Raw genomic sequence first — 21,109 nt, forward strand, 5'->3', positions numbered from 1 at the left:
AACGGATTTAATCAGCGACTCACTAGTTTGATTTTGGCAAGACGTGATACTTCTGCCCAATCACCTCGCATCATGGCTTCTTTCTTTTTCCGGCTCCAGCCCTTGATTTGTTGTTCGGCAGCAAGCGCTTCATCGCGGGTCGAAAAAGGTTGCGAGAATGCCAAGCTCACAGGTAGCCTGCTGGCGGTGTAGCAGCCCGGAATGGCCCTTGTATGATGTTCGCCAATGCGTTTCTCAAGATTATCGGTATGGCCCGTGTAATAACTGCCATCCGCGCACTGCAGAATATAAATCCAGAAGGCCATACCGACTATTCCCTGTTCGAAGCTTGATTATTCATTCTACCGTTCGCCCTGAGCTTGTCGAAGGGTGGGTGCGGACTTCGACAGGCTCAGCCCGAACGGAGTCAAAACTTAACCGTGCCAGATCAATCAGGGGCCGCTACTTTTCAAGCGGCTGCGAATGCTCGCGATGACGTAGCCAATTCTCCCGGTAGGCAGCGGTCAGTTCCCGGTTGCCGCGGAAGATCAGCAGATTCTCTGCATTCTTGAATTGTGCGGCATGGGTGAAGTTGAAGCTGCCGGTGATCACGACCGGGGTGGCGCTGCCGGCATCGATCACCATCACCTTGTTGTGGGCGCTGGCGTGCAGGCTGTCGACGAATACCGGCACGCCGCCGGACGCAATCGTCGGCACCTTGCTGCGCTCCATTTTCCGTATCTGTTCTGCGTCCGTGACGACCCGGACATCCACGCCGCGCTGTTTGGCGCTGATCAGCGCCTCGGCGATTCCTCGGTTGGTGAAGCTGAATGTCTGCACCAGCACCTGCTTCTGCGCATGATCGATGGCGTGTACGATCTGGCCGGCGGCGTCGTCCTCGGGGGTGAACAGCACCTGCACCGTGCCGCTGACAGCGATGGCGTGGCTTCTGATGCCTTGCGCCTGTTCGAAGGCGTGAGCCGAAGTGGTGAAAAGCAGCGCCAGGGACAAGAGCGGCATGATGCGCCGGGGGATGTTTTTCATCGGGGCTTTCCTTATTCATTGGGTGCAGTTTCTGGGCGGAGCAGAACACCCGAAGATCGGCTATTATGCATGAAATGGAATAACAGCGAAGGGCGATTGATGAGTCAAAACAGGGAAACCGCCACCCTCGCCGGTGGGTGCTTCTGGTGCCTGGAGGCCGTGTTCGAGCTGCTTGATGGCGTGGAGAAGGTCGAGTCGGGCTATACCGCCGGCAACACCCTCAACCCCAGCTATGAGGAGATTTGCAGCGGAACCACCGGCCACGCCGAGGCGGTGCGGATCACCTTCGACCCGGCAGTGATTTCCTTCCGGGAATTGCTGGAAGTCTTTTTCACGATCCACGATCCCACTACCCTGAACCGCCAGGGCAATGACGTGGGCAGCCAGTACCGCTCCGCCATTTTCACCCACAGCCCGGAACAGCAGGCGATCGCGGAAGAGGTGATCGCCGGGATCCCCTCCGCCGTGACCGAAATTGCACCCGCCGGAATTTTTTACCTGGCGGAGGACTATCACCAGGAATATTTCAGAGGCCACGGCGACCAACCCTATTGCCGATTCGTGGTTGCTCCCAAGGTGGCAAAATTGAAAGAGAAATTCAAGTCCAGGCTGAAGAGCGGGTCGGCTTAGCCGGAATTTCACTCGCCCCCTGGAGATTTCTTGTTTTCCGAATCGGCCATCCCCGAGGCAACCATCAAGGCCTACCTTGCGACTGACTACAAGGTGATGGCTGCCGAGCCATTCGTCCTGAATATCGGCCGTGCCAGCCCTGAACTCGCGCTAAGGTTCAAACTTGACTGGACAGGCAGCACCGCATTCATCACCGCATGGAATCCATCCGGCGAGCTGACATCGGATTCGGAAAACCACGCCGCCCAGCAAAGGCTGCTGGCCGAGATCAAGGCCCTGGGTTTGCCATATCTGGATGGGGAGGGCCGGGATCCATCGGGGCTATGGCCTGGGGAGCCGAGTTTTCTGGTCTTCGGCATTTCGCTGGAGGCGGCCAGAAAACTGGCAAGGCAATTCCGCCAGAACGGATTCGTTTACGCAGGCAGCGATGCGACGCCACGGCTGATCCTGCTACGATAGTCAGGCCTGATTGCTGATGACGAACCGGTGCTTGCCGGAAAGGGTGCGTCTGATCTCGCCAACAGCATTGATTTCCAGAACCATATTCTCGTCCACCTCCCTGCGGACTCTCGCTTTGAGTGAACTCAGGGCCTCGGCGCTCAATCCGGACGGCGAGACGAGGTTCAAGGTGATCTTGTCCGGTTCGCTGTGGATGAACTGGTACTGCTTGATGTCAGCCAGCCCATCCAGCAGGTGGATGAAATACGAGGGGTAAATGCTCTTGCCGCTCCGGGTCTTGATGATGTCGTTGCTGCGACACAGCCCCATTTCCATCATCGGGAAAGGCGAGCCGCAGGCGCAAATCCCCTCCTTCAGCCTTCCCGAGTCGCCGATCTCATAACGGATGAAAGGCATCAGCCGGTTGGTCAATGATGTAACGATGAGCCGGTCTTCATTGTCGATCTTCAGCGATTCGAGATACACCATGTCGGTGAAAATATGCTGGTTGCCGTGCCGGCATTCGCAGGCAATGTTGGGTATTTCCCTGCTGCCGTATTGGTTGAATACCTTGCAGCCGAATGCCTGCTCCATCAGTTCCCGCTGCCATCCATAGAGTACTTCAGCGGTGGAATAGACACCGAGCAGGGTTCTGGGCATGGGTATCCGGTTATCAATCACAACGCGCGCGACTTCGGCCAGAATCGAGGCATATCCTTGAAGCAGGACAGGCCGGTACGACTGGATGAATGTAGCCCAGTCGTGTAACTGCGCTTCAGTGTACTCATACGCGGCGATGGTGTGTTCCGCGGCAATGGTGTCGCTGTATTTCGCTCCGAATACGCCGCCGCGCACAACATCTTGTCTGGCACCCCAGAAATTGAGGATTTTCTGGCCAGGCCGCCAGCCCGACATCATGTAGCTACGGCACATGCCGGCACGCATCAGTTCGTGCTTGGTCCCGTCGTAGTAGAACGCCAGCGGCTTGCCAGTCGAGCCGCCAGTGTGCCCGATTTTCACCTGACTTCTGTCCGCGTTTTTTGACAGAAGATCGTCCATGCGCAGGATCACGTCGTCCTTGTGCAGAATAGGTAGATCGCCGATGGCTAGCGTATCAGCACCATGCCCGCTCAGCGGAAAAAATTTTTCCTGGTAGTAAACCGTGTTGCTGGCAACATAGGCAATCATGCTGGCGAGATCCTGTTGCTGTTTGCGCAGAACCTGCTTGCGCGTCAGGGCCTGATTGCGCAATAGTTCGTCGAGATGGGCGTAACGTTGCGGGTAACGCTGTCTATGCAGCCATTGTCGCAGAAGGTGGATCATGCCGCACGTGGCGTAGCCAATGTTTCGCTCCAAGTCTTGCTGTCCGCCGGGTAACAGTTCACGGCCTCAAGCAGCTTGCTACGCCATTTCTCCCAGTTCTCAGTCGAATTGATCTGGTCGTAACAAGGCGAATCCTCGCCGAAGTTGTGCGCGATATTGGCGGAAAACGTCTCGAAATTTTTGACTGCTGCGGCATACAAGTCTGTCTGGTTCCACCAGTTTGCCTGATCATGCAGCAGAGATTTCAACTGGCCGAGTTTTTCCACAATAAGCTGATGCTTGGCGTTATATTTTTGCTGCATGTCCGCACGCACGACCTCCAGTGTTTCGGCAATCACTGCTGCTGACATGCAGGTCTGCGGGAACCCCATGGCCGTGAAGCATTCGATCGAAAACAGCATTACGTCGCCATAAAACTGGCGTTCAAATTCGTCGCAGAGCTCAATGACATGAGCTTCCGAACTGACGCCCGGCCTGAACTCCGACTGTCCACTGCCCTCCACCGTGCGCTTGTGCAGCATCGGCAGGTTGGCGGAAACGAAACGCTCCTTGATTTCCGATTTGATCAGGCGTCCCAGGGTCGGGCCTGACATGCGCAGCCGTAATGGGGCAAACGGGATGAAATATTTCAGCCCTTCAGGCCGAAAAATATAGTTTCCTGTATACACCGTGCGGGCCGGCTGAATGCTCTGGAACAGCTCTGCGTGAAGATAGTAGCTGACACGTGTTGGATGCTCGCCGTAAAAGAAACTGTTTAGTCGGCTGGCAAAATGCGCGAAGCAATCGCCGTCTGTGTGATCCCCGCTCAACGGGCAGCAGTATGCATACGCCTCGCTTGCCGGCTTGAAGCCAAATAGGTCGGCCATGTCATGATAGGAAGCTTCGCCTTCCTTGTGCGCGCTAGCCTGGTGATGCTGGCAGGAACGTTGCAGACCACTTGCAGCCATTTCGCGCAGAAAGCTGTTCACGTCTTGCAGGAAATTGCCGGCCATGACAGCAGGCGATACGGGCGGATCACCGACCACCTTGCCGGTCAGAATCAGTGTATCCGTGCGGGTGAAAATCTCGTTCAACTGGCAGAAGAAATTCACGGCATACACATCCCGATCCCCCTCTGCCGTACTGACCTTGACCTTGAACTCCTGGTCGCTGTCGATGGTGTAGAACAGCAGCCGCTCGTCATGTCCCCGCATTGTGCTCAGCTTGAGGTAGGCGATGTTGCGCATGATGGCCTGACCCTTGTGGCTGAATGCATTGCGCGGTGCGCTGCCGAGTACCCTGGACAGAGATGTCTTTTCAGTTGCTGTCAACGTATCCACAAGAGCGAGCTGTTCGCTCAGGCCGAAGTAGCGGGTTGCAATACCTTGCTGGTTGAAGTGCCGGACAATCTCCTGGTTCCTGGCGATGTTGTCAGGGTCGCGCGTATCGTCGGCAATGACCACGGAAATTTTCTGATACTTGCCACTGCTCGACCCGCCATAGCCAAACGCCTTGCACAGCACCAGCAAACTGTCGAGGCAGGCTGTCAGGTGCTGTGGCCGGTCGGCAACGGGAATGACGATGACGAAACTGTGCCGGTCGTCGTTCCCTTTCGTTGCGATAAGCTGCTCTAGCTCTCGGAATGCCGCCTGATAAGTTTCAAGCAGCGTCATATTCAGACCGTCTGCCCAAAGCTTCCTTTCAATGTCTGCAATGGCGATTTTCTGCGCGGCAATCTTCGCGTCGAGGTCGAGCTTATCGATCTGACAGGTAGTTCGGGAAGGCATTCTTGTCCAACATGATTTCGATGAGATTGATCGAGTCATTGAAATCTGCTTTGGCAAACAGGTCATCAAGATCGGACTCGAACTCAATCCTTTGGTGGTTAATGCCAAACGATCTGGCAAGAAGTTGCAAATCCGGATTCACGAAATCGCAATCGATAAAGCGGCTGTTGTACAACTGGAACTGGTTCTTGCGTATCAGGCTCATGGTGGAGTTGTTGAACACCACCACATTCAGCGGGATGCCGTAATTTACCGCCGTCATGATTTCCATGCAGCACATTTGAAAGCCGCCATCGCCGAGGATGGCAAAGGTCGGCTTCTGCTCCGCAAACCTGGCGCCGATCGCGGCGGGTATTGCGTGTCCCAGGGAGGATATTCCGGTATTCGGGAAATACTGGTTCCCGCTGGATACGTTGAAGAAGCTCTGGGCAAAAATAATATTGTCGTCGAAGATCAACGCATTTTCCGGAAAATGTGTCTCCAGTCTCGAATAAAATCGCTCGACCAGGGCAAACCTGGACGGCAGCGCAGTGTCCTCTTTGCCGGAGGCTTCCTTCCGTAATCCCTCTGCATGGACATGGAATTTGTCGAGGTTTTTCCGGGTTGCCCCGCTGTCCCCGATTTTTTCCAATACTTCAGTCAGGGCATCCTTGATGTCGCCGTGGATGGCGACATCCGCCTTGTAAACCTTTTCCAGCTGTTCGTGGTCATTGTCGATCTGGGCGATCTTCTTGTTGCCCAGGAGCTTGTCGTCCCACAGGTAGCTGGTTCGTTCGTTGAACCCGGCGCCCAGAAACAGGATCAGGTCCGCATGATCGACGATGTATTTGTACGCATCCCCATTCGAGGTGACGCCCAGGCTGCCAAGAGATAGCCCGGAGCCATCGCCGATGACCCCTTTCCCCTTCAGGCTGGTGGTCACCGGTATGTTCATCAATTCGCTCAATTGGGCGACGACTTCCTGCGCGCCTGATTTGATGCAGCCATAACCCGCAACGATGACCGGGTATTGCGCCTCGGCAATCAGCTCTGTCAGCGCATCCACGGGTAGGCAGTGTTTGTGCAGTAAGTGGGAGCTGCTCTTGGTGTGAATGCGATCCAGTATGCTTTCCTCGACCATTTCTTTCTGGACGTTGTAGGGAAAACTGAGGAGCACAGGGCCGGAGTTGCTGGACAGAAGAATTTTTGATGCCTGATTCAGAACATGAACCAGATAGTCGGTTCTTTCGATGATCTTGTTGTATTTGGTGATGCCCTTGAACAGTGCGGCCTGATCGATGCTGCCGCCCTCGCCGGAGCTCTCCTGCAGCCCACCCTTGCCAAAGATATGGGTCGATGTTTCCCCGGTAATAATCAGGATCGGCTGCTTGTCCGCATAGGCATTGGCGACCCCCGTCACCAGATTGGTGGCGCCCGGACCCGCGGTGGTGATGCAGGCGGAGATTTTTCCCGAGGCCCTGGCATAGCCTCCGGCCATGAACGCCGCCCCCTGTTCATGCTTGACCAATACGCTCTTGATGTTCGAGTCATACAAACTGTCATAGACCGGCAAGATATGGGCGCCCGGCATCCCGAAGATAACCTCGATCCCCAGGCGCTCTAAATACCTTACGATTAATTCACTTACCGCTATTTTCATGTCGTCTCGTCATGGCCATCAATCCATCAATCTTAGTGTCGCCCCGTCGTCATCGGATCTCGATCCGGCGAAAGGGCCGCATGGATCGGTGTCGGGACAGGCATTTTAACCGAACCTGCGCCCAATCATGAAATTGGGGGCGCTCATGTCCCTGAAAGACTGCGTAGATACTGTTATCCCCTTGAATGACTTCACAAGTCTGCTAGTGTAAGATTGCTTCGATTGGTTTCTATTGGGGAATGCAAAAATGAACGCCGTCCTAAAAATCCGTCCGGATTTAATGGCTGAGCTTGACCATTTGGCTGTGGAAACTCACCGCAGCGAATCGGACATTATCAATGAGGCGCTGGAATCTTATCTGGCGCACATCCAAAAGCAGACTGTCGCCGAAGTCATTGCCAAGATTAAGGCAACTCGCCACAAATCCACCCTTGAGGGCATTGATTTGCGGGAAGCCATTGAAGAAGGGCGCGATTAGTGCCGTTCGTAGTGGATAACTCGGTGGTGGTTGGCTGGTATTTCGAGAGCCAGGCCACACCCTACACCGACAAGGTACTAGACCTGCTGGCGAACGAGACCGCCCACGTTCCGTCACTGTGGGTGCTGGAGTTTTCCAACGTACTGCGCAAGGCGCTGAAAGCGGGAAAAGCCGACACCGCCCGAATCCAGGAAATCATTGCGCTGGTCAACGCACTGCCTATTTCTGTTGACTACACCTCAGAGAATGTAGAAAACAACCTGGCCCTGGCGCTGCAATATGGATTGACCAGCTACGATGCCGCTTACCTTGGCCTGGCAATTCGGCTACAGCTTCCCGTTGCCGCCAATGATGGCGCACTCAAGGAAGCGGCAGGCCGTGCCGGTGTCGGGATCGTCAACCTGCAATCAAGCTAAAAACACGTAACGACAAGGGTGGAATCGGTCTGAAATGCCCTGCAAGACAGCACGTGTAGGTCAATGATTTGAATCCAAAACGAGAAGGAAGCAGCAAGCGGGATTCTCGACGCTATTCAGCCGTGTAAGCTTCGGATAAGACACCGATGCCAAACATGAAATACCTCACCGGCTACCCCGAGGATGTCAGAGCCCAAGTGCGCCACCTCATCCAGCAGGGCCGCCTGGGCGACATCCTGCTGAAAAAATATCGCACCGCGCACGATATCCGCACCGACAAAGCGCTGTACGACTATGTCTTCAGACTGAAGAACCGTTTCCTGCGCAACGCCGCGCCCATCAACAAAGTCGCTTTCGATAGCCGGATTCAGGTCATCCAGCATGCGCTCGGTCTGCACACCGCCATCTCTCGCGCGCAGGGCAGCAAGCTCAAGGCCAACCGGGAAATCCGCATTGCCTCCTTGTTCAGGGAGGTGCCCCTAGAGTTTCTTCGGATGATCGTGGTGCATGAGCTCGCGCACCTGAAGGAAAAGGAGCACGACAAGGCTTTCTATCAGCTCTGCGCCCATATGGAGCCCGAATATCATCAGTACGAATTTGACTTGCGCCTGTACCTGACGCACGTTGATCTGTGCGGCAAGTTGTCTTGGCCGTCATGACGCGCTGGGGTTGTTTGACCCAACGGTCATGGCGCAAACATCAGGGTTGGCTTCTTAATGGTTTTTCCAAAGGAGATTTTGGAATGAAAGAACTCCGGAAAATTAATCCGAAGCTTTTGGTGGTCACTTAAGAGGTGTTTCTTGAGTGGCCTACGTTTTGCGAACGTTCGCGGCTTGAACTTGTTTCGATCCATCCGGGGCTTCCTCGACATAGATCTGAAACTGTCCAGTTGCGGTGCTTGCAGTAGCAAGCGTAGCAACCTTTCCATCAATGGCTGCAGACGCTGCGTCTAGCGCCAGCTTCTCAACGAACGTGGAAATGCCAATTCCAATGCGAAGCACTGGTACGCGTTGCCCGTAGGCCGTGTCAGTGAACCACGGCACGGGTGGCTGAATTTCGGCGTAGAAGTCTCCCGATCCGATAGGCGCATGATCGAGTAGGGTTTTACCCATATCAGAGCTTTTCCCCATGAATTCGATGATTGACGGTATCGAGTTAACCACTTGTCCGCCAGAATCATAGATCAGCGCGTTAGATACATCTTCAAGCCGAGCCGGCGTGCCTTCCGTCGCCGTTATGTCAATGAATGGTGAGAATCTTGGAGTCACAAGTTGAACAAGCCCACCAATAAGGCTGCGCGCGAGCGTCGCCCAGTCGGCACTGGCAGCGCTCGCCTGTGAAACCGTGTCGATCTTGAGGGCAGTGGCCTTTGCGATAGCTGCTTTCGTAAAGCCTGATCGGGACCACAGCACAAGCTTCGATGTCGATAGGCTCTCGTGTTTCTTGGCCATTGACTCAATCCACGTTACATCGGCTGAGCGCTTGTGGTCCCTGCACTCAACAGAGATATAGATATCATAGGTTCCGACCGTCGCTTTGGCGACTACATCCACTTCTCGCATTTCCCCTGTAATGCTATCCGTTAGGAACAATGACTCCGTGACATTCCAGCCGCTGCCAAGGCGGGAATGAATAATCGCCGCGAGTTGCTGAAATGGGTTCGTGCGTTTGGGCATTGGGTGGTTCTCGTAGGCCTAAATCGGGATTGGGGAAGATGAAAGGGGGCCAGGCACGATTAAATTTTGTGTTGAAATGTTAGAGCTCTACTGTGCGTTTTATGACAACTGGGCCACTATAGGTCTTTGGTCGGTTTGTTACAAGCGGTGATGGGTTTTGTGTGCGCTTCGTGCAGATGATTGGGTGCCGGGCAGCCCCGGCAATCAAACAACCCGCGAAGCGCACAAATTTAACGCCGCCAATTCACTCTCGCTAAATCCCGCTGCCCGTCGCGCTTCAAGATTGAATGGGCCGCGCATGACCGGTGCATGGTACTCCGCGGCTAGGCGGGCGTAGGTGCTTACCGGCTCCAGGCCGCGCTGCTCGCACAGCCATCCATACCAGCGGTTGCCGATGCCGACGTGACCGATTTCATCGCGCAGGATGATGTCGAGGATCGCGGCGGCGGCCATGTCGCCCACTTGCGCAAGCTTCGCCCGTACCGGCGGGGCGGCATCCAGCCCGCGCGCCTCCATGGTTCGAGGCACCAGCGCGATCCGGGCCAGGATGTCGTCCTGGGTTTTGGTTGCCATCTCCCACAGGCTGTTATGTGCCGGAAAATCGCCATAAGCGTAGCCCAGGCCGTGCAGGTGGTCGGCAAGCAGAGAGAAATGCAGCGCTTCCTCCTGCGCGACCTGCAGCCAGTCTGCGTAATAGTCGCGCGGCATGTTTGCGTATCGCCAGAGGGCGTCCAGCGCCAGGTTGATGGCCGTGAACTCGATGTGCACCAAGGCATGGATCAATGTGGCGCGGCCCTCCAGGATGTTCATCGAGCGGTGCTTGACCAGGCGCGGCGATACCAGTTCGGGCTTGAGCGGTTGGCCGGGTAGGGGAGATTGCGCCGACAAGGTGGCATGCGTGTCCAGCATCACTTCACCGGACTGCCATGCTTGCGCCAGAAGGCGCACCCCTTCCGCCTTGCGGGCGGGGTCCGGCTCTGACAGCCAGAACAGCGCCGCCTGGCGCAATTCCTTGGGGTCGGTGGGTGATTTCATGCGTAAAGCTCAGGGCCAACTCCAAGCAGGGTTACGCCTGCTGGACGTTCTCGCCGCCGAGCGCCTCGATCAGATCGGCCAGCAAGCGGGCCAGTTCCCCGGTCATCAGGGTGAAGTCGAGATCGAACAACTCGTCGCTGGTTTCAGCCTGCGATTCGGCTTCTTCCTTGAGGATGTCCAGAAAGGCGAGGCGCTTGATCTGGAGCTGCTCGGTGAGGACGAAGGAGATCTTGTCGTTCCAGGTCATTCCCAGCCGGGTGGCACTCTTGCCGGCGGCGATGTGCGCACGGATTTCATCTCCCTCCAGGTCGTGGCGGACATAGCGAACCGTCGCCTTGCCCTCGTCGATGGAGCGGAGCTCCAGTTCGCGATCGATGGTAAACCCGGGCGGCGCTTCACCCCCGGCAAGCCAGCCGGTCATGGCTGTGACGGGGGAGAGTTTGGTATGCACAAGCTTGAGCGGCAGGTCGTCCAGTGTTTTGCCTAGCAGTTCCAGGACCTCATCCGCCTTGGCCGGGGAGGCCGCATCCACAACCAGCCAGCCGTTGACGGGGTCGATCCAGACGAAGGTCGTGCGCCGATGCGCAAACGCACGGGGGAGAAGTTCGTCGGTGACCAGTTCCTTGATCTCCTTCATCTCCTTGCGCCCGACGCGGTGGCCCTGCTGCGCTTCGAGTTCGGCGATGCGGTCCTTGGCGAACTGGTTGATGATGGAGGCGGGCAGTAGTTTCTGCTCCACGCCCAGGGCGATCAGCAACTGCCGGTTCAATGCGTGAACCAGAGGCCCATCGCCTTGGGGGGAAACCCAGCCACGGCTTTGCTTGTCCAGGCCGCCGCAGGGCTGAAGCGGCTGGCGGGAGAGGTTTTCTTCCAGAGCCGCGGCGCTCATGGCCCAGTCGGTGGGAAGGCGATAAATGAAGATGCTTTTAAACCACATGGCGTGTTACTCAAAAAAGGGGGCGATTATACAGGCAAGAAAATAAACAGGGGTGCTATTAACTCGCGATGGCGTAATCGGTTTCATCGTCAACCTGTGTGAGCGGCACGCCGGCTTCCCGGATGGCCTGCAGCTTGTTCTCCAGTGCGGTTCGTATCGGTTCATAATCCGCTTGCGGCGGCGGGTAGCCTTGCCATCCTTCCGGCGTGTGAGTGTCCAGGTTGTAATAGGCATAGGGGGCGACCTTGTTCTCGATGTCTTCGGTCACGATGGTCAGCCGATAGCCGCTGAAAGTGGCGGGTTCGCCCGTCTCATGGGGGACGACGCTCTCCTCGAAGTCGATAAACTGGTTGTCCGTTTCCTGAAGGTAACCCGGCAACGACGCGAGCAAATCCACGATTTGCAGGTGCGTTAATTTCGCCGCCTGGGCGCTGGTCGCTTGCAGATAATCTTCGTGGTTCAGTTCCCAGCGCGCAACGGGAACCTGCCGCTCGTTTTCCACCTGGCCGGAAAACAAGCCGCGAATATTTACCATGTCGGAAATGTTCACGCAAAACATTTCAGGGGTCAGCCCTTTCAGGTCGAACCGGGCCAGCTCGGCGGAAGGCAAAACCTGGATATAGCTTGCCCAGCCGGAGCCCTTGCGCACCAGTCCATGCTTGACCTGGTAGTGAAGGATCAGGGTCTTGCCCTGTATGGTGATGAGTATTTTTTTCAAAATGATTTCTTCAAGTCAGGGATAGTTTGCCCGCGGATGAGATCTATCTTACGTCTCGGGTGGCTGATGAAGTATAACAACGCCTGGCATCCAGTGTTGCCGGTTTCGCAACTTGATTTGCCATCCTGTAGGATGCTGGCCTAGGAACAACTAACAATTTAAAGAGGTAACGTGTCGAATCTTTATTCTATCTTGCAGAGCACTGGCGCTGTAGCAGCCACCCATTCCGGGTCCTTTCATGCCGATGATGTGCTGGCGGCGGCGACATTACGCCTGGTGAATCCGGCTTTGCCCATTCTGCGCACGCGCGACCAGGAGCAGCTGGACGCAGCGGATATCCTGTTCGATGTGGGGCGTGTTTTTGACCCGGCGACCTGCCGCTTCGACCACCATCAACTGGAGTACAAGGAAGCGCGCGAAAACGGCATCCCTTACAGTTCGTTCGGCCTGGTATGGCGTGAACTGGGGGCGGAGCTTTGTGAATCCGAGGCCGCGGCATCCAGGGTCGATCGCTGGCTGGTGCAAGGCGTGGACGCCATGGATTGCGGCATTACCTTGAGCAAGGAAACCCTGCCCGTCACGCTGATGTCGATTTCCACGGTCCTTGGAGGCTTCAATCCCGGCTGGCAGGATGTCACGTCCACGGAAGCCAGGAACGAGGCCTTCGAACGCGCCATCAGTATGGCAACAGTCGTGCTGAAAAACACGATCAGGGACGCCAACGGGTTTGAAAAGGCGCGCGCCGCTGTGGCGCAGGGGATTTTGCTGGAAGCGGGGCGGGTGCTGGTGCTGGAGCACGACGTGCCGTGGAAGGATGCCGTGCTGGGATCGAACGAGTACGAGCACCTTCTGTACGTGATTTCCCCCGATGCCCAGGCGAAATGGCATGTGACCGCCGTTCCGGATCATGCGGGCAGCTTCAATAACCGAAAATCCCTGCCTTCGGCCTGGGCCGGGCTGGATGGCGAAGAGCTGGACGCCGTCGTCGGCATGAAAGGCTGCGTGTTCTGCCATCGGGGGCGCTTTGTCGCAGGACACAAGACGAAAGACGGGGCTATCGAAATGGCGCGCTTGGCACTGCAGGATTAAAAAAAACGGCAGATGCTGACCGCATAAATTCAAGATATGTCGGTACTGGGCGACAAATCGCTCAGTTTTGCGAGGCCCCTTATTTCTGCCGTTTCAACAGCTCCTGAATTTTTGGGTCCTTCATCAGTTCATTGATGTTCATGTTTTTTATGTTCGGCATGATCACGTCACCGGGCTTCTGGCCGGGCCTGCAGGGGCCGAGCCATTTGGCTTCCATGGTCATATTCGATTCGCTTATGCCATGCATCGGCGGGTCGAAGCGGGTTTTCATATCACCATTGTAGGCTGTATCAAAGGCGCCGATGAATGCGGCATCCGTCGTTGCCGTGGAGCCCTGGAACTTGCAGACCGAATGCACGGAGACCTTGTTGCCTTCGGGGTTGACGTCAATCACGCTGCAGTCGGTTTTTTCCTTCTTCGCGCTTTGCTGCATAAGATTGTCGGTGTTCTGGTCGATGCACTGCTGCATGGCGCCCATGCTGGGCATCCCCTCCAACTGCGCGTTTATTTCCCACAGCCCCGTCTTGCGTTTGGGCATATCGGCGGCGAGCGCGCCTCCTGCCAGCGAGGCGGCAACCAAGCCGAGAAGCAGCAGGGAGAAAGTTCTACGAGTATCAAATCTGCGTTTCATAGTTGCTCCTTAGTAGAGAGTAGAAAATGCGGGAATATTCGCATCTGGAATGTTAATCCTGAATAAGTACGGCGTCATCAGGGGATTTCCCCGTTTGACGGTGGCTCACTTGCTGCCTAGCCGTAACCGGCCAGGAGCATGTCAACTCAGATGTGGTGGCATCGAAGAGACAAAGCATGTTAGCGGTCTCTGATGAAATCAATCTATCCTTTCGTGCTTTCACGCAGCGGCAACATTGCTTCCCTCGCGGACTGAACAACCATTCGCCATTGACTGGGCCGAAGGGAATTTACCGCAAATTTCGGACTGGACTTTACCTGATATTATTTGCAATTGATAATCATTATCATATACAATGAGAATTGTTATCAACTGTTTCGCGCTTAATTTGATTTCAGGAGCTGTTATGAATCCCGTTAATTTTGTTTCAAACTTGTTTCGGAAGATGTCTCATGTTGTCCTGGGTGCTATGACTGTTTATTGCGCTAATGTGGCTGTGGCAAGTGATAGCGATTATATGTTGGTGATTAAGGACCACCGTTTTCAGCCAGCGGAGTTAACCGTTCCAGCGGGTAAAAAAATCAAGCTGTTTGTTGAAAATCGGGATGCTACGCCTGAGGAGTTCGAGAGTCATGACCTCAATCGGGAAAAAGTGATTGCCGGGCTATCCACTGCAACGATTTTTGTGGGACCCCTTGCCGCCGGACGCTACCGATTTTTTGGTGAATTCAATGAAAAAACCGCCCAAGGTGTGATCGTCGTCCAGTAGCGTTAGGAGAGCTGCAATGTTTGCAACCGTTGTCATTGTCTTTCGTGAAGTGCTTGAGGCTGCGCTTCTCATCGGTATTATTGCCGCGGCGACGCGCTCAATACCTGGTCGTAATCGCTGGTTGCTCGCCGGATTAATGGCTGGATTGGCCGGATCCGCACTGGTTGCGGCTTCCACCGAGGCTATTGCGGGAATGGCGGAGGGTATTGGCCAGGAAATTTTTAATGCGCTGGTGCTGGGCGTCGCGGTGCTCATGCTGGCCTGGCACAACATCTGGATGTCGTCGCACGGTAAGGCAATGGCTGCCGAAGCAACCAATATCGGCAGGGCTATTCGCGATGGGCAGCAGGAACGATCGATTCTGCTCATCGTGGTCGGCTTGGCAGTGCTCCGCGAAGGTTCTGAGACGGTGCTCTTCCTTTACGCAGTCTCGGCATCGGAGGCGTCGGAGGCGTCGGGGGCGTCGGGGGTGTCGACGATCCTGCTGGGAGGTCTCATCGGCGTTCTTGCAGGCATCGCAGTTGGCTACACCGTGTATGTGGGTCTGCTGCGCGTTCCGTTGCGCTGGTTTTTTATCGCAACCGGAATGCTGGTGTTGCTTCTGGCCGCCGGTATGGCATCGCAGGCAGCGCATTTCCTGATCCAGGCCAATCTGCTTCCGAGTCTGGCGGCTCCGCTCTGGGATACATCGATTGCGTTGCCCGTGACTTCCGTGCCCGGCATGCTGCTTCATAGCTTGGTTGGATACGACCCTAGACCTGCCGGCATGCAGCTCATTTTTTACATTATTACCCTGGTCGCCATTGCAACGGGCATGAGGCTGGCCAGCCGCTCATTTCAATTAAATATTCATAAAAGGCCTGTTTCATGAAACAAAGCATATTGGCACTTTCCTTAAGTGCGCTGTCCTGTAGCTCGGTCTTTGCAGGTCCGGCCGATTACGTCTATTTGCCTACCGTGGAGCATGGCGAAAAGGAGGTGGATTTCAAGTTTGGATCGGCCAAAATGCCGTCCGGCGATACCGCTCAGGTAACCAGCCTCGGCTTCGGTTATGGCGCCACCGAGAACTGGTTCACAGAACTATATTTGAAGACCGAGCATGAAGGCCCGGAACCCAGGTTGAATATTCTGGAATGGGAAAACAAGTTTCAGTTAACCGAAACCGGGAAATATCCGCTGGAAATCGGTTTGATCACTGAGTTCGAATTCCCCGTCAACCAGAAGGGGGCAGCGAATGAATTCAAGTTTGGCCCCTTGTTCCAGACCGAGTTCGACAAGCTGCAGTTGAATGGCAATCTGCTATTTGAGCGGAAATTCGGTGGCGAAGTCGATCCGGATGGTGAGTCACATAAAACTGTCTTCCAGTACCAGTGGCAGGCAAAATATCGCTGGAAAAAGGAATTCGAGTTTGGATTTCAGGGTTTCGGGGAAATGGGGGAATGGGATCACTGGGCGCAGCATAATGCCCAGGAACACAAACTCGGCCCCGCCATTTTCGGAAAAATCGCTCTCAATGGACACCAGGCCATCAAGTATAACGCGGCATGGTTGATAGGCACCACTGACGCGACGCCAAATCATACCTTCAGAATGCAGGCGGAATATGAGTTCTGACTTGAACTGCCGGCCAGATTCAGCCGGAGCAGCTAGACTTTAACCTGGTTCTTCCTTTCCATCACCGCAGCAAAGAATCCATCCGTGCCATGCACGTGCGGCGCGAGCTTGAAGTATTTGCCCGTGTCCAGCGGGATATTCTGCTGCGCCAGCACCTCGCTGGCGGCATGCAATTCGAATTCCGGATGCGTGGCGAGGAAGGCCTCGACGATCTGCTCGTTTTCCTCTTCAAGGATGCTGCAAGTGGCGTACACCAGCCGTCCGCCGACTTTGACCAGGCGCGCGGCGGCGGTGAGGATGGCGGCCTGTTTTTGCGTCAGCTCCTCGATATCCTGCGGCTTCTGGCGCCATTTGAGATCGGGGTTGCGGCGCAGGGTGCCGAGCCCGCTGCAGGGCGCATCGACCAGCACGCGGTCGAGCTTGCCGGCGAGGCGCTTGATCTTGATGTCGTTTTCGTTGCTGATCAGCTGGGGATGAAGATTGGATAGTCCGGAGCGCTTCAGGCGCGGCTTGAGTTGGGTGAGGCGCTTTTCCGACACGTCGAAGGCGTAGATTCGCCCTTGGGAGTGCATCAGCGCGCCCAGCAGCAGGGTCTTGCCGCCGGCTCCGGCGCAGAAGTCCGCGATCATCTCGCCGCGCTTCGGCGCAACCAGGTAGCCGAGCAGTTGGCTGCCTTCGTCCTGCACTTCGATCTTGCCGGTGAGGAACAGGGGGTGGCGGTTGATCGCCGGCTTTTCCTTGATTCTCACGCCGACCGGGGAATAGGGCGTGGCTTCGGCGGGGATGCCGTCGCGCTTCAGAATCGCCAGCACCTCATCGCGGTTGGCGCGCACGGTGTTGACGCGCAGATCCAGCGGGGCGGAATGCTGCATGCCGCGCGCCAGGGCGAGAATTTCCTCTTCCGGCATGCGCGCGACCAGCCTTTCCGTCAGCCAGTCGGGGAAGTCCACCCGTACTGCCAAGGGCAGATCGTCCGTAGGCACCGCCTTGACCTGCTTCAGCCATTCGCTTTCATCCTTGTGCAGCAACGGCTCCAGTTCGCGCAGGCTCAGGCCCTGCACCTTCGCCAGCAAGGCCAGAATCAGGTGGCGCGGCGAGGTGTGAGGCGCGGCGAGGTGCTCGAGCAGGCGCTTGCGGCGCAGCACGGCATAGACCGTTTCGGCGACGAAGGCGCGATCCTTGGGGCCCAGCTCGTGGTTGCTGCGGAAATAGCGGCTCAAGCTCGCATCGGCCGGATGGGTCAGCGGCAGGATGTCGATCAGGGCATGTACGGCATGGCCGAGGCGGGTAGAGGAGAGTTGCATGGGCTTTTTATCATTCCAGTGAGTTTGAAATTAACCACGAATGACACGAATTTGCACGAATAAACACGAATAAAAACACCCTGAATGGGAGCTGTGCGGCATTATCGAATGCATGTGGCGCTTTATTCGTGTTAATTCGTGATCATTTGTGTGAATTCGTGGTTAATGCTTTGTTGTGTGTTCATTGCGTAATCGCGATCTCGTTCGCCAGCAGCACCAGCCCATCGCCGTCCTTGTCGAGCTGGCTGATTTTGACCGGCAGGTAATGGTAGTCGGCGGCGAGCCAGACTTCGGTGTCTTTCTCCCCCTCTTCGCGATGCTTGCCGAGGTGCAGGGTGTTCAGCATGCCCATCGGGGTTTCCAGCGCTTCTTCCACGACCCAGTAGGCATAGCTGTCGAGTTTTCTGCCGTTGGTTACCTGCAGTTTCACGAAACTACTCTGCGGCGGCGCGAAGGCGAGCTGATACATGAAGCTTAACAGATCCTGGGTTCCTTCCGGCAGTTTCAGGGTCTTTTTGCCGCCGCCGCTGGCGAGGGTGAGTGTCATGGCATTCCAGTCGAACTCGGCGGTGTCGGTCTTGTCCGCACCCTGCCCGCGTTCCACCCGGTAGCTTGAGGGTTGCAGCCCGGCCAGCGTGATTTTACCCCGGCTCTCCTGGATGTGCTTGCCGGATGCAAACAGGGAGAACAGGCCGCTGGCTTCGGCCACGCTGGAAATCGTATAGCGCTTTCCATCGAGCTTCCAGACCTGCTCTGCACGGCCCACACGCAGGCCGTTCAGTCCCTTGAATAGGGTGAATCGGGTCGTCACCCGCTGCGGCATGGCGGGTGGTGCAGGGGCGGCAGGCTCGGGTTCCACGACAGGTTCGGGCTCCACGGCAGGCGGCGGCGTTTCGGCGAGCGCTGGTGCGGCATCGGGCTGGACGTCTGGCGCAGGCGCGGCTTCCACGGGCGGAGCGGGAATATCTTTCGCGGGACTTGGTTTTGGTTTTGCGGCACGCGGCGGCTTGGGCGTTGCCAGTCTCGCCGGCGGAGGTGGAAGGGGGCTGAGCTTGGCTTCCAGAACTGGAGGGGGAGCCAGGTTGACCGGCAGGGAGAAATGCGGGCCCAACAACACGGCGAGGTGCGCCGTCAAGGAAAGCCCCAGCACCCAAAGCAGTTTTTTTACCTGATCCGGCATGGATTAGGCTCGCCCACTGAATTACTCACCCTCAATAGTCAGGGAGGTCAGGTTCTGTTCCAGCTTGCCGCCATTGTGTTCCTCGACGACGATCCGCACCGGAAAATAGTGGCGCTTTTTCGCCAGCCAGATTTCCGTGCCGTCCTCGTCCGCGGTGCGCTGCTTGACCAGATGGATTGCCTGGAACTGCCCTGCCGGCGTGGTGATTTTTTCTTCCCCGGCCAGTTTGTAATGGTAAAGGTTGAGTTTCTTGCCGGAGGTCATGAACAGCCGGATATCGTCTTTTCCCGGCGGCGCGAACATGAACTGGTACTGCAGGCTGATGCGGTCCTGGGCGCCGGGTTCGAGGGCGACACTTTCGGTTTTGCCGTCGAAGCTGTGGGTGAGGCTCATCTTCTCCCAGTCGAAATCGGCCTGGACGGTCTTGGCCGGATCGGCGGCGCGATGGTGCTCGAAGTGCTGCGGGCGCAGACCCTGGTCGGTCACCTCCCCGTTGCTGATCAGGCGGATTTTTCCCTTCATGAACAGGGCGTAGATGCCGATGGCGGAGGTGACGCTTTCGATCTGATAGCGGCCCTCGGTCTGTTTGAAGCTTTCCGTGACGGTGCCGATTTGCTGGCCTTGCTTGGTGAGACTGTAGGTGGCGGTAACCTGGTGCGGGGCGGCGGCCAGCGCTGCACCCATCCACAGGCTGCACAATACGGCTAATAGTCGCGTCATTGGGGTTCCCACGGCGAGCGCAAAGCGGTTTCGACAGGCTGCTGATTTTGCAGGATGACGTTGCAATCCGGGGTGACGGTCAGCCGGTCTTCGGCAAACCAGCGGATCGCCTGGGGATAGATCTTGTGCTCCTGTTCCAGCACCCGCGCCCCCAGCGTTTCTTCGGTGTCGCCGGGCAGTACCGGTACGGCTGCCTGGATGATGATCGGCCCCTTGTCGAGGTTGGGGGTGACGAAATGCACGGTGCAGCCATGGATTTTCACCCCCTCGGTCAGGGCGCGGGCGTGGGTGTTGAGGCCGGTGAACGCCGGCAGCAGCGAGGGGTGGATGTTGATCAGCCGACCATTGTAATCATTGACGAAGTTCGGCGTGAGGATGCGCATGAAGCCCGCCAGCACCACCAGGTCGGGGTTGAATCCGGCTATCCTGGCGGCCAGGGCGGTGTCGAATTCCTCGCGGGTTTCGTGGTCGCGGTGGTTCAGCGCATGGGCGGGAATGCCGTGTTGCCTGGCGATTTCCAGTCCGTGGGCGTTGGGGTTGCTGCTGATGACTGCGGCGATCTTGACCGGCAGCCTGGCCTCCAGGATCGCCTGCATGTTGCTGCCGCGTCCGGAGATGAGGATGACGATGGACTTCAACCTGGAAACCTCTTCTAGGTTGTTCATTGCACCACGGTCTGGGGCTGTCCTTCGGCGCGCTTCTCGACGCTGCCGATCTGCCACACCGTTTCGCCCGCGTCGCGCAGCAACTGCATGGCGCGCTCGGCATCCGCAGCGGCGACGATCACCGCCATGCCGATGCCGCAGTTGAAAGTGCGGTGCATTTCCTTTTCGGCCACGTTGCCTTCCTGTTGCATCCAGGAAAATAGCGGCGGCATGTCCCAGCTGTTCTTCCGGAGTACCGCCGTCAGGTTTTCCGGCAGCACGCGCGGGATGTTTTCAAGCAGGCCGCCGCCGGTGATGTGGGCCATGCCCTTGACCGGCAGTTGTTCCATCAACGCCAGCATCGGCTTGACGTAGATGCGGGTGGGTGCCAGCACCACGTCGCGCAGGGGGCGGCCGTGGAAATCCGAGTTGAGGTCGATGCCGCTGCGCTCGATGATCTTGCGGATCAGCGAATAGCCGTTGGAGTGCGCGCCGCTGGAGGCGAGCCCGAGCACCGCATCGCCGGCGGCGATGGTGGAGCCGTTGATGAGCTTGTCTTTTTCCGCGGCGCCCACGGCGAAGCCGGCGAGGTCGTATTCGCCCGCCGGGTACATGCCGGGCATCTCGGCGGTTTCGCCGCCAATCAGTGCGCAGCCCGCCTGCTCGCAGCCTGCCGCGATGCCCTTGATGACATCGGTGGCGGTGGCGACGTCGAGCTTGCCGCAGGCGAAGTAGTCGAGAAAGAACAGCGGCTCCGCGCCCTGCACCAGAATGTCGTTGACGCTCATCGCCACCAGGTCGATGCCGACGGTGTCGTGCTTGTCGAGCATGAAGGCCAGCTTGAGTTTGGTGCCGACGCCGTCGGTGCCGGATACCAGCACCGGGTTTTTGTATTTCTTCGAGATCTCGAACAGTGCGCCGAAGCCGCCGAGGCCGCCGAGTACCTCGGGCCGCATGGTGCGCTTGGCGAACGGCTTGATGTTTTCCACCAGGGCGTCGCCGGCGTCGATGTCCACGCCGGCATCGCGGTAGCTCAGGGGGGGTTTGGTTGGATCGGGCTGGTTCAAGGGAGGCTCCGC

24 protein-coding genes are annotated in these 21,109 nt (G+C 57.0%); 9 read left to right on the forward strand and 15 right to left on the reverse strand.

The genetic code is table 11. The features are described from left to right. Positions 1-11 precede the first annotated feature (11 nt). Together VMV64_RS04550 and VMV64_RS04555 are read right to left on the reverse strand one after the other, a co-directional pair. Entirely contained in the window at positions 12-305 is a 294-nt protein-coding gene (locus tag VMV64_RS04550) for a GIY-YIG nuclease family protein (RefSeq protein WP_325328763.1), read from the reverse strand. A gap of 136 nt (positions 306-441) precedes the next feature. Continuing rightward, positions 442-1,023 carry a phospholipase D family protein gene (locus tag VMV64_RS04555; RefSeq protein WP_325328764.1) on the reverse strand — a complete coding sequence of 194 codons (582 nt, stop codon included), beginning with the start codon at positions 1,021-1,023 and terminating at the stop codon, positions 442-444. A 99-nt stretch (positions 1,024-1,122) separates the two neighbouring features. Between VMV64_RS04555 and msrA the strand changes: the two genes are divergently transcribed. Then, a complete protein-coding gene (gene msrA, locus VMV64_RS04560) occupies positions 1,123-1,653 on the forward strand; it encodes a peptide-methionine (S)-S-oxide reductase MsrA (protein ID WP_325328946.1) in 531 nt (176 codons plus the stop codon). Between the two features lie 30 nt (positions 1,654-1,683). Next, entirely contained in the window at positions 1,684-2,112 is a 429-nt protein-coding gene (locus tag VMV64_RS04565) for a DUF3293 domain-containing protein (protein WP_325328765.1), read from the forward strand. Here VMV64_RS04565 and VMV64_RS04570 read toward each other — a convergent pair whose 3' ends face one another. From VMV64_RS04570 to VMV64_RS04580, 3 genes are read right to left on the reverse strand one after another with little or no spacing between them, the layout of a single operon-like run. Beyond that, positions 2,113-3,414 (reverse strand): hypothetical protein, encoded by a 1,302-nt coding sequence (locus VMV64_RS04570; RefSeq protein WP_325328766.1) that lies wholly within the window; start codon positions 3,412-3,414, stop codon positions 2,113-2,115. Continuing rightward, a complete protein-coding gene (locus VMV64_RS04575) occupies positions 3,411-5,180 on the reverse strand; it encodes a hypothetical protein (RefSeq protein WP_325328767.1) in 1,770 nt (589 codons plus the stop codon). The genes VMV64_RS04570 and VMV64_RS04575 overlap by 4 nt, the downstream gene beginning before the upstream one ends. Continuing rightward, entirely contained in the window at positions 5,149-6,819 is a 1,671-nt protein-coding gene (locus tag VMV64_RS04580) for a thiamine pyrophosphate-binding protein (protein ID WP_325328768.1), read from the reverse strand. The genes VMV64_RS04575 and VMV64_RS04580 overlap by 32 nt, the downstream gene beginning before the upstream one ends. Before the next feature lie 247 nt (positions 6,820-7,066). On the opposite strand from VMV64_RS04580, the gene VMV64_RS04585 reads away from it, so the two are divergent. The 3 genes from VMV64_RS04585 (at position 7,067) to VMV64_RS04595 (ending at position 8,372) form a co-directional block, all read left to right on the forward strand. After that, entirely contained in the window at positions 7,067-7,297 is a 231-nt protein-coding gene (locus VMV64_RS04585) for a ribbon-helix-helix protein, CopG family (protein ID WP_325328769.1), read from the forward strand. Next, a complete protein-coding gene (locus VMV64_RS04590; protein ID WP_325328770.1) occupies positions 7,297-7,713 on the forward strand; it encodes a type II toxin-antitoxin system VapC family toxin in 417 nt (138 codons plus the stop codon). The genes VMV64_RS04585 and VMV64_RS04590 overlap by 1 nt, the downstream gene beginning before the upstream one ends. Before the next feature lie 146 nt (positions 7,714-7,859). Beyond that, the gene (locus VMV64_RS04595; protein WP_325328771.1) at positions 7,860-8,372 is read left to right on the forward strand and encodes a M48 family metallopeptidase; all 513 of its coding nucleotides are present in this window, start codon (positions 7,860-7,862) and stop codon (positions 8,370-8,372) included. Positions 8,373-8,522: 150 nt separating this feature from the next. Here the strand turns inward: VMV64_RS04595 and VMV64_RS04600 are convergent, their stop codons facing one another. The 4 genes from VMV64_RS04600 to VMV64_RS04615 form a co-directional block, all read right to left on the reverse strand. Beyond that, on the reverse strand, positions 8,523-9,389 hold the full coding sequence (locus VMV64_RS04600) for a hypothetical protein (protein ID WP_325328772.1): 867 nt from the start codon (positions 9,387-9,389) through the stop codon (positions 8,523-8,525). Between the two features lie 204 nt (positions 9,390-9,593). Beyond that, positions 9,594-10,424: a ferritin-like domain-containing protein gene (locus VMV64_RS04605; protein WP_325328773.1), complete on the reverse strand. Its 831-nt coding sequence runs from the start codon at positions 10,422-10,424 to the stop codon at positions 9,594-9,596. A gap of 31 nt (positions 10,425-10,455) precedes the next feature. Beyond that, positions 10,456-11,361, reverse strand: coding sequence for a recombination-associated protein RdgC (locus tag VMV64_RS04610; protein ID WP_325328774.1), 906 nt, complete (start codon positions 11,359-11,361; stop codon positions 10,456-10,458). 58 nt (positions 11,362-11,419) lie between these two features. Continuing rightward, positions 11,420-12,079 carry a hypothetical protein gene (locus VMV64_RS04615; RefSeq protein WP_325328775.1) on the reverse strand — a complete coding sequence of 220 codons (660 nt, stop codon included), beginning with the start codon at positions 12,077-12,079 and terminating at the stop codon, positions 11,420-11,422. A 171-nt stretch (positions 12,080-12,250) separates the two neighbouring features. Between VMV64_RS04615 and VMV64_RS04620 the strand changes: the two genes are divergently transcribed. After that, positions 12,251-13,168, forward strand: coding sequence for an MYG1 family protein (locus VMV64_RS04620; protein ID WP_325328776.1), 918 nt, complete (start codon positions 12,251-12,253; stop codon positions 13,166-13,168). 79 nt (positions 13,169-13,247) lie between these two features. Here VMV64_RS04620 and VMV64_RS04625 read toward each other — a convergent pair whose 3' ends face one another. Beyond that, a complete protein-coding gene (locus VMV64_RS04625; protein ID WP_325328777.1) occupies positions 13,248-13,799 on the reverse strand; it encodes a DUF3617 domain-containing protein in 552 nt (183 codons plus the stop codon). A 406-nt stretch (positions 13,800-14,205) separates the two neighbouring features. Between VMV64_RS04625 and VMV64_RS04630 the strand changes: the two genes are divergently transcribed. From VMV64_RS04630 to VMV64_RS04640, 3 genes are read left to right on the forward strand one after another with little or no spacing between them, the layout of a single operon-like run. Further along, positions 14,206-14,568, forward strand: a complete 363-nt coding sequence (locus VMV64_RS04630) for a cupredoxin domain-containing protein (RefSeq protein ID WP_325328778.1) — start codon at positions 14,206-14,208, stop codon at positions 14,566-14,568. 16 nt (positions 14,569-14,584) lie between these two features. After that, positions 14,585-15,439: an FTR1 family iron permease gene (locus VMV64_RS04635; RefSeq protein WP_325328779.1), complete on the forward strand. Its 855-nt coding sequence runs from the start codon at positions 14,585-14,587 to the stop codon at positions 15,437-15,439. Beyond that, positions 15,436-16,182, forward strand: a complete 747-nt coding sequence (locus VMV64_RS04640; RefSeq protein ID WP_325328780.1) for a hypothetical protein — start codon at positions 15,436-15,438, stop codon at positions 16,180-16,182. The genes VMV64_RS04635 and VMV64_RS04640 overlap by 4 nt, the downstream gene beginning before the upstream one ends. 32 nt (positions 16,183-16,214) lie before the next feature. On the opposite strand, the gene VMV64_RS04645 is transcribed toward VMV64_RS04640, so the two are convergent. The 5 genes from VMV64_RS04645 to purM form a co-directional block, all read right to left on the reverse strand. Then, the gene (locus VMV64_RS04645) at positions 16,215-17,486 is read right to left on the reverse strand and encodes an RsmB/NOP family class I SAM-dependent RNA methyltransferase (protein ID WP_325328781.1); all 1,272 of its coding nucleotides are present in this window, start codon (positions 17,484-17,486) and stop codon (positions 16,215-16,217) included. A 181-nt stretch (positions 17,487-17,667) separates the two neighbouring features. After that, positions 17,668-18,666, reverse strand: a complete 999-nt coding sequence (locus VMV64_RS04650) for a DUF3108 domain-containing protein (RefSeq protein WP_325328782.1) — start codon at positions 18,664-18,666, stop codon at positions 17,668-17,670. Between the two features lie 21 nt (positions 18,667-18,687). Beyond that, positions 18,688-19,386 (reverse strand): DUF3108 domain-containing protein, encoded by a 699-nt coding sequence (locus VMV64_RS04655; protein ID WP_325328783.1) that lies wholly within the window; start codon positions 19,384-19,386, stop codon positions 18,688-18,690. After that, on the reverse strand, positions 19,383-20,024 hold the full coding sequence (gene purN, locus VMV64_RS04660; RefSeq protein WP_325328947.1) for a phosphoribosylglycinamide formyltransferase: 642 nt from the start codon (positions 20,022-20,024) through the stop codon (positions 19,383-19,385). Before purN ends, VMV64_RS04655 begins: the two co-directional genes overlap by 4 nt. A 23-nt stretch (positions 20,025-20,047) precedes the next feature. Then, on the reverse strand, positions 20,048-21,097 hold the full coding sequence (gene purM, locus VMV64_RS04665; RefSeq protein ID WP_325328784.1) for a phosphoribosylformylglycinamidine cyclo-ligase: 1,050 nt from the start codon (positions 21,095-21,097) through the stop codon (positions 20,048-20,050). Between the last annotated feature and the right edge of the window lie 12 nt (positions 21,098-21,109).

Source organism: Sulfuricella sp. (assembly GCF_035531155.1).
Lineage (GTDB): Bacteria > Pseudomonadota > Gammaproteobacteria > Burkholderiales > Sulfuricellaceae > Sulfuricella.